This window comes from Capsulimonas sp. (genome assembly GCF_039929585.1).
GTDB lineage: Bacteria > Armatimonadota > Armatimonadia > Armatimonadales > Capsulimonadaceae > Capsulimonas.
In genome coordinates, this window is sequence record NZ_JBDSQY010000202.1 from 1 (window position 1) to 9,132 (window position 9,132).

The 9,132-nt window shown below is 61.9% G+C and carries 3 protein-coding genes; all 3 read right to left on the reverse strand.

Going from position 1 to position 9,132, the window contains the following annotated elements; genetic code table 11:
- Nucleotides 1-66 precede the first annotated feature (66 nt).
- Entirely contained in the window at nucleotides 67-5,739 is a 5,673-nt protein-coding gene (locus tag ABIZ35_RS14690) for a DUF4011 domain-containing protein (RefSeq protein ID WP_348220669.1), read from the reverse strand.
- Between the two features lie 85 nt (nucleotides 5,740-5,824).
- Nucleotides 5,825-8,311 carry an alpha-L-rhamnosidase C-terminal domain-containing protein gene (locus tag ABIZ35_RS14695; protein ID WP_348220670.1) on the reverse strand — a complete coding sequence of 829 codons (2,487 nt, stop codon included), beginning with the start codon at nucleotides 8,309-8,311 and terminating at the stop codon, nucleotides 5,825-5,827.
- A 17-nt stretch (nucleotides 8,312-8,328) separates the two neighbouring features.
- Nucleotides 8,329-8,916, reverse strand: a complete 588-nt coding sequence (locus tag ABIZ35_RS14700) for an alpha-L-rhamnosidase C-terminal domain-containing protein (RefSeq protein WP_348220671.1) — start codon at nucleotides 8,914-8,916, stop codon at nucleotides 8,329-8,331.
- Nucleotides 8,917-9,132: the final 216 nt, after the last annotated feature.

The following is a 9,132-nucleotide window of genomic DNA, read 5'->3' on the forward strand; positions in this document are numbered from 1 at the left end:
CGGAGGGGCCATCTTCTCCCGGGGCGGAGGGGCCAAACACCCACACGAATTGGGGCGGAAGGGCCTTTAAGCTATCTCCAGCGCCCGGATCTGCGTGCCGACGACATGGATGCGATTGTCTAGTTCCAATAGCGATAATGCGTCACCGATGCGATCGCGGATGTTGGCGCCGGTGTTACGATACCCCAGCAGGCGCGCGGTCTCGATGACGAGTTCGTCGCGACGCATGCCATAGGCGATCTTGAGCAGGGCGATGGCGGCTTCACCGATCTCTTCCAGGCAGATCTCGTCGATCGGGCGCGGCGGCGTGTTCACTGCCGGCACGCGGGGCGTTGGGCGGGCGCCGCCGCGCGGCCAGAGGAAGCCATCGCGCTGTTCGATGCGGTCCTGAAGCGTGAGCGCTTCGGCCATATCTTCGACGATCTCCCGGATCTTGGCGCCGGCGCGGGCGACACCCGCCATTTCAGCGACATGCTGCGCGGCGGTCTCTAGCGGCAGCGGCCCTTCTAGATCGACCAGCTGGACGAGGAAGTCGGCGCGGGCCTTTTGCTGCGCCGGCAGATCGCCGTAAAGTGTGTCGCGGCCGCCGGGCATCGGCGTGAACCGGCGCTCAAAAACCTCCACGCCCGGAGGCAGCGCGAAGGGAACCGCGCCCTCGGTGGTGTACGCGGCCTGTGTCTCCTGAACGGCGTTGGCGTTCAGCGGAGACACATCCGATGTGTCGTAGGAGAATGCGCCGTCGCCGCTTGGCGTCCCCATGGTTTCGTCGGCTTCCGTCTCGGCTTCGGCGATCTTTGGCGCAGGAAGCGTTGCTTCCGGATCCCACTTTCCCGATTTGGCGCGGGCGATGGCGTCGGTAATTCGCGCCATCTCACGCTGTGGGTCGCGTACCCAGTCTGAGGACCAGACACGCAGCAATCGCCAGCCCAGAGTACCCAAAACTTGTTCGCGCAGACGCTCGCGGGCGCGGGCGCCGGGGGCGTCGCGGTACATCGGGCCGTCGCATTCGATCCCGAGCAAATAGCGGCCAGGATCGGCGTCGTCTACAATGCCCAGGTCCACGCGGTATTCGAAGAGGCCGACCTGGCGGCGCATTTGGCAGCCCGCGCGGATCAGCGCCGTTTCTATCGCCTGCTCGAACGCGCTTTGGGCCGCGACGGCGTGCGCTTCGAAATTGAGCCCGGACTGGCTGCCGCTGGCGGCGAACTCCAGATAGGCTTTGAGCAACTTTGGGCCGAGCTTATCGGTGCGCGACAGGTCGATCTCTCCGCTTTGGATGGATGCGACCACTGTCATGCGCCGCCGGGCGCGGGTGACGGCGACATTCAAACGCCGCTCGCCGCCTTCTTGATTGAGCGGCCCGAAATTCATGGACAGCTTGCCGCTGGGGTCGTGGCCGAATCCCAGGCTGAGAAAAATCACGTCGCGCTCGTCGCCCTGCACGTTTTCGATATTCTTGACGAAAAACCCTTCCGAGCCTTCTTCCGAGAGCAAGGGAATGAGATCGGGCAGTTCTCGCTTGCGGCGCTCGATCTCCGTGAGGATCGTCGTCTGCTGCGGCTCATTGAACGTGATGACGCCGACGCTTTGGCCTGGATTCTCTCGCACATGCTCAATGACAAGGTCAACGACGCGCGCCGCCTCGATGGGGTTATTGCGCCCCGCGCCCGTTCCTGGATAGTAAACGCCGTCCGCGACAAAGTCGAACGTGACCGCCGAAGGGAGGCTGGCCGACGGGTAGGGGATCAGCTCCTTGTAAAAGTGGACCTTAGAGAAGGCAATCAGCGATTCGTGGCGGCTTCGGTAGTGCCAGTTCAATGGGTGCTCGGCGAAGTGCGGCGAGTCGGGATCGGCAAACGAGTCCGCCGCTTTTAATACGCTTTCGAACTCGGCCGCGCCGCTGTCTTCATCGTCCTTCTCCGCGCCGTCCTCCTGAAGTCCCGCGAAGAACGACGTCGGCGGCAGCTGCTTGGTGTCGCCTGCGATAATTACTTGTTTGGCGCGCAGGATCGCTCCGACAGCGTCCTCGGTGAAGACCTGAGAGGCTTCGTCGAAGATCACGGTGTCAAACCAGATCGTCTCGGATTCTAAGAAGAGGCTGACCGAGAGCGGGCTCATCAAGAGACACGGCTTGAGCAAAAAGAGCAAATTCGGGATGTCGGCGAGCAGCTTGCGAATCGCCTTGGGGCGCTGGCGGCTGAGCTGCGTTTTGAGCGCGCCCATTTCGCCGATACTGGAAACGGCGCCTTCGAGGGAGATCGGCTTGCGCTTCTGCGCGATGGCGCGTACGCCTTCGGGCGCGACGTCGATCTGACGCTGATCCAATTGGCAGAATCGCGCGATCTTGGCGGCGTGCTCCTCGCCTCGGAAGCGGCGAATGGCGGGAATGCCGTCGGTGACGACGTCGAGCCAGAGGCGATGGTACTGCTTGCGGAAGGCAGGGACGATCTGGTCGGCCGGCGGGATGCGATTGGTCGCCGTCTCGAAGAACGAGAGCAGGCCGTTGTCCTCACACTCTTTGCGCAAATTCTGGAAATCGATCCATCGCTCCAGATCACCCATACGGTCCAAACGAACTTGCACCCAACCCGCGAGGTCGGCAAACGGGGCGTCGGCAAGCGGCAGGTTCTGAGCCGTGAGACGCTCCGCCGTGAATAGCTCGCCTAACTCACCCATGAGCGCATGGATGGAGGCGGCGCGCGCCGCCGTCGCGCGTTCTGATTCCGCGATTTCAGACAGTAACGGCGCGGGACCTTCGGTCACCACGTCCCGCAGACCTTCGGGGAGCGTCACGCCCGGATACAGAGCGCGCAGGCTCTCGGTCCAATCCAATGCCGCCAGCACGGCGCTCCAGTTCGTGTCCAATCCGTTGTATAGATCTTGATATTGCGCCAGCAGTTTTGCGCCTTCGGCGTCGATCTGGGCGGTTTCGGTGACAAGCCGGCGCGCTTCGATCAGCGCCGCTCCAAGATGAAGCGGGGACAGATTCTCGCTGGACATACTTGGGAGCAGGGAAGTGAGCGTTTCCTGACGTGCGGCGTGGACATCTTGAACGGCCGCCCGCACGCCGCGCAGCCAGCCGGCGAGTTCATCCATCGGCGCCTGCGACAGCGGCAGGTTGGTGAAGGGGAGGCGCGTCAGATCGACCAGCACGCTCAGGGTTTGCAGCGCGTTGTCTAACTCTTGGGACTGCGCGAGGAGCAGCTGATGCTGAGCGCGCAGCGGCTCCAGCGCCGGGCCGGAGCGGGCAAGGCTCTGCGCCAACAGCGGAGAAACTTCCCCCGAGCACGCTTCGACGATCTCCGCCGTCTGACTCAGCGCCGTTGAGACTTCGGTCCAATCCGTCTCCAGGTTTCGATAATGCCGTCCGAAAGATGTATTCAGATCGGCGGCGTGTGCGCGGATCCATTCACCTCGGTCGCGGACGTCCTGGGCCAGGGTGAGATCGCGCAGGAAATCGCGGCCGCGCGGCGCTTCGGGTTTTAATGTCAGCGTGACGGTCTTGCGGTCGCGATAGAAGGCGGGCTTGAAGAACCTCAGGAACCCGGCGTAGTCCGAGGCGAACCGGGCGCGCAGACCGGGTAAATCGAGTCCCAGTACGGCGCCGGAATACTCGGCGAACAGCGTTTGGCGATTTTTCAGATAGGCGTCGTGCTGTGCGCTCGCTTCGTTTGCCTGCGCGTGCAGCGCGGAGGCTGCGGCTGGGTCGAGCCAGTGCGTCTCAGGACGGGGATCGGTCAGGGCCAGTTCGGCGATCCGGATTTCGTGCCGCGCGGCGCCGATCGTGATGGCCGCCGGCCGGCCGGTGATTTGCGCGAGACCTTCCAGCCCGCCGCGCAGCCGCGCGATCCGGTCGTCGGCTTCGCTCAGCGCACGGTCCAGCTCGGCAAACCGTATGGCGATCGTCGTTTCCCAGTCAGCGCCCATCGCGGGTCTTAAGATCGGCTCATTCTTTGGGCCGAGGCGGGCGAGAAGCGCCGCATGATCGAGGTTCAGGAGAGCGGGCGTCCAGGCGCTTAGCAGTGTTTGCTTCGCCAAATGGTAGCCGGCGTCGCGCACTTGCCGCCCCGATGCGATTTGACGCAGCTCAGGCAGGGAATCACCCGTCAGCCATGCGCGGGGTGGCCTCGGCGTACGCGCGGCGGCGTTCGCAACACGCATGAGATGATCCGCCTTAGTGATGGTCTGAGGCGCCTCAATTTGACAGCGGCCGGCGAGCTGGGCTGTTTCGCTGACAAGCAGATCGATCTGAGGGCGGAGGTCGCCGAAGACGGATCGGACTCGCGTTTGCAGATCCAATGTGAAGCGCTGGGCCTGAATGCCGCGCCAGGGGTGCGTGGCGACTTCGGCGAAGATCGAATGGTAATTTTGCAGGCGCTCGGCGAGCGATTCTAGGCGCCGATACTGTTCGCGCGAGACCTGTTCGGGGCCGATAAACGCGAAGGGAAGTTCGACGGTCGTAGATGCTTGCGCTACGACGCCGTTCGCTTCATAGACCGAAAGGCCCAGCGGCTCCTGGGGGGCATGCAGGGCGGTGACGACTTCAGCGAGGGCGTCCCGCACTTCGTCGAGTTCCTCGACGGAGAATTCGGCGCCGCTGAGCGTTTGACGGCGGGCGGTCAGGGCGCGGCGAAGCTGGTCGAGCACATCTTTCTTGTTCGCCTTGTGGCTGTGCGCTTCGAGACACAGATCCGCAAGGCCCTTGTCGCGCAGACGCTTGAACACGGCGTCGAGCGCCGCCATTTTCTGCGAGACAAATAAAACGCGCTTGCCGTCCGCAATGCATTCCGTAATAATATTCGCGATTGTCTGAGTCTTGCCCGTCCCCGGTGGCCCCTGAAGCACAAAGCTCTGTCCGGCGTGGGCGGCCAAAATTGCCCGCTGCTGGGTCGGGTCGGCGTCGAGCACTTGATAGGTGCGCTCGCCGCGCAGGGACTCGTCAAGCTCGGAGACGGGCGGGAGATCGACCGGCGGCAGTTTCATCAGCGCATCACGATCTCCCGCGAGCGCGGCGACGATGGGATGGACGCGCGCCTGCTCCGTGTGAGCGACCAAGTCCCGGTACATCACCATTTTGAGAAACGAAAAGCGCCCGAGTACGACTTCCTGAGTAACCCGCCAGTCTGGGCGCTGCGGCAGCAGCGCGGCGACGGTCTCCAAATAAGCGCTGGGGAGTAAATCTTCCTCGTCGGGCGGCTCCGGCAGTTCGATCCGCAGATCGGCCTGGCTGAGACGATATTTGAGGGTGGGATTGAGTTCGATCTCGTCTTCAAAGCGCGTGAGTTTGAAGGCGTCGCCGCCGGGGAGGCGCTCCAATTGGACCGGGATTAACAATAGGGGCGAGCGGGTGGGTGTTTTGGTGTCGGGATCGATCCATTCCAGCATCCCGGCGGCGAGAAACAGGATATTGATGCCCTGCTCGCGCAGCGCCGAAACGCCGCGCAGGCGCAGGTTGTTGAGGATCTTGTACTCAAGCTCGGCGAGGGCGATATTGCCCGCCTTATTTGGCTTAGGCTCGGCAAGAGGATCGGGATCAACCTGGCTCTGGACAAACGTCAGCGCCTTGCGCTTGCGCACAAGCAGCGTGTACAGCTCGTCCAGACCGGGATCGGCGATTGGCAGCACGCCGCGTGCTTTGGGGGCCAGGGCGTATAGCGGATTGCGCCGCGTCAGGTCGATCAGCGCCGCCTGCCAGCCCTCGATTTTTCGCCGCACTTGCTCTTCAGAAGTCACACGCATCCCTTGCCGCACCCGCCGCGTTTGGGGACGCGACGGGTTCAATTAATCACAGCAAGGTTATTATGACACAGGATGCGCGCCAATTCTAAAGCTGCGAGATGACGGTGCTTTTGCCGGGTGTGAGCGTGACGAAGGTTTTGCCGTCTTTCGATTGCGTGGTCTTTGCCGGCCGCCCATTGACCGTGACGCCGGAGCCGGTGACGCCGACCATCGCAGACACGCCCTTCGGCGATGTGACGGTGACGGTCATCTTCTTGGCGCTTTGCTCAGCGCGAACGCGAAGCAGGCCCTGCGGGGTCGGGACGGCGCCTTCGGCCCAGGCGAGGCCGCCGAGGTCCGGAACAATCTTCGCGGTCTTGAAACCGCCGCTGGTTGGGGTGACGCCCAGCATCTGCTCCGTCAGCCAGTTCGTCGGGCCCGCCGACCAGCCGTGGCAGAGACTGGCGTTCATTCCCGTTTTGTCGTCCGCTTGCAGGAACTTATGGAAGTGCTCTTTCGGCCACTTGGGATCGTAACCTTCCCAGAATGTTGTCGCGCCTTCGGCCAGCATCGCGCCCCAGTAGTCATGCAGCACGCGGATTGTGTCGGCGTTATGCCCGGTTTGGCCCATGGCCGCAATAATGTAGTTGCCGTAGTAAGGCGAGAGCACCGGGTTGTTTCCGAGCAGCGCGCCGGACTTGTCCCAGGAAGGGCTGTCGGGCGTCAAGACTTTGCTGTAGATCGCGGCTCGCTGCGCCGGGGTGGCGACGCCCGAGTAGATCGCCATGGCGTTCTCCTGCAGGCGGTTGCCGTAAGTCTCCGTGGCTGTATCCGGCAGATACTGACGCGCGGCGGCAGTCAGGGTGTCCGCCCAGGCTTCGTATTTGTCGGCGCTGGGCTTGTCGTTCATCTCGCGCAGCAGGAAGGCGGCTTCCCGGGCGGCTTTCACATAAAAGAGATGCGTGGTCGCCCGCGCCATGGGATGATCTCCATTGAACTCCGGCGACCAGTCGACGAAGGGCCACTTGCCCAATTTATTCGCGAACAGACCGCGATCGTCGAGTTCGCCGCGCATGTATTCCAAAAGCGAGATCAGGCGATCGTGCTGTTTGTTGAGATACGCATCGTCGCCGATGTGCCGGTGGAAATCGGCCAGTGTGCAGATCCAGGCGCAGGAATAGCCGGGGATGGTGTTGACGTGATTGTTCGGAAGCTCCGTATCGGGCTTGCCTCCCTGCACATCGTCGCGCAGACGAGTCATTGTCTGCTCCATCAAGAACTTATCGGCAAAAATATTGTTGATTACTTCGCCGGAGACATGCATATCGCCGATCCAGCGTGCTCTGTCTCGCTTGGGGGCGTCCCAGATATCTTCCTGCATGCACAGATGAGCGGTGTACGCGCCCGTGTACCAGAGCTTCGTCAGCAGCGGGTCGGAGCAGTCAAAGCTGCCCTGGTACTGCACGGGATAGTATTTGTGGTCGACGGTCACTCGCAGTCGGATCGGCGTCGTCGAAGTCCCGGCGGGAAACGTGAGACACACATACCGAAACGCGCTGTAGGGTGTGTAGGCGGTGTTTCCAGTGATGAGCGCCAGGGGATGGGGACCGCCCCAGGGAGCGGTGAGGGCCTCATCGTCCGATTCGCCCGTCGCCACGACGACCGTTCCGTCCGTCAGCGGTTCGATCTTGACGCGTCCCGCGATCTCTTTCCCGAAGTCCAGCAGCAGGCTCGGAATGTCCGTGGCGCCGGCCGGAGGCGGGGTGACGGTCAGTACGGCGTCCGAGTGGCCCGCCAATTTGTCGGCGTCAGCGAAAACGCCGGCGCCGGGATGCGAGTCCGCCACGCTGGCAAAGGGCAGTGTGATATGCGCGAGGTAGGGTTCCCCCATCAAGTCGTAACCAGGCCAGCCCTGCAGGCCGCCCACGTTCGCCCAAACACCGCCGCCAATTGGAGCGAGTGTTGTGGCCGGCTTCCAGGCGCCCGCGTCAAAATTCACCGCGCTCCAGTCGGCGGGCGGCGTGGCGCCGGTGGCGACGCGCCAGCGTGCATCCGTCAGGATCGCGGCCAGGTCATCGATTTTCAGCTGCGCAACGCAGCCTGCCTCTCCGCCGGAGTTCACGACGCGCACTGCCAGCGCGTTCCTGCCGGCGCGCAGATACGGAGCGACATCGATCCGGTGGACGCGCTTCCAGACATCCCGGTCATTGGGGTCCGGCGTCGATTGATCGACTTGCTTGCCGTTGACGAACAATGTGAAAAAGTCGTCGGCGGTGAGATACATCTCCGCTTTTTTGGGCGCAGCCTTAAGATCGAACGCACGCTGCAAATAGATCGTCTGATTGTCCGTTCTCGAGTCCGCCCAGATCCATTGAGCCGTCGGAGACGTGACGGCGGGCGCTTTCACCTTTGCCGGCAGCGGCAGTCCGTAAGTCGGATCGATAGTTGGCGGCTTGGCGGGGTCGGACGCTGCTAGAGCCAATGTTACCGGGGCCAGGGGCGCATGGGCAACGTGCGCCGGGGCGCAGCTTCCGGCGGCAAATGTTGCCGCGGAGATCGTCACAAACACCGTGGCGTTTTTGAGATATTGCATCGTTGAGTTCTCTCATCCTAACTGTGGTTGCTGGTTTCACATTCAAATTGATAATCGCCGGAGCCGACCGCCAGGATAACCCATTTTTCAGGTTCCTGCCGCGCTTTGATTTCTGGCTTTTTCGCCAGCGTCTTTCCGTCGATTTTTACTGTACTCAAATTCGGAGAAGGCAAATAGACGCTGGCTTGAGTTTCTTTAGGGACATGCAGTTTGAGTGCGAAATGGTTTCCGGCGGATTTCTTCCAGTCAGCAGTGATGTCCCCCGCGACGGTGGAAACCTTTCCTTTCGCCCACGTTAAGTCCCCGCTGCGCGGCTTCACCACAAAGGTTTTCCAGCCGTATCCGGTCGGCTCCAATCCCAGCACCTTTTGGGGAAGCAATGCGGTGGGGCCGGAAGACCAGGCATGGGAAGTCGATCCCCAGGGAAGATCCCAGCCTTCATGCCAGGCGCCATCAAATGAGGCAAGTTTGGTTTGTTCTCCCCAGTTTTTGCGCATATAATCCAGCGCCCACTGGTCTTTTCCTTCCGCAAACATGGACTTTAATGTCCAATAGGCGAAAGATTCTTCGCTGCCTTTGCCCCGATTCATAATCAGATCGGTCATGTCTAATTTTCGGCTTTCGTCGGGCAGTCCGTAGACCAGGGCGTACACTTGCGGCTGCTGTCCGATTTTTTCGCCTTCATAACTATCCCACTGTAGTTTAGCGGTTTTACCGCTCTCTCTTTTCCTGGCTCACATGGCCTCCGCCATCTGATCAGATTTATTGCGACTTTGCTCGTTCTCGATGGAAGTGTCAAAAACTCCATCTTGATGCTTGGC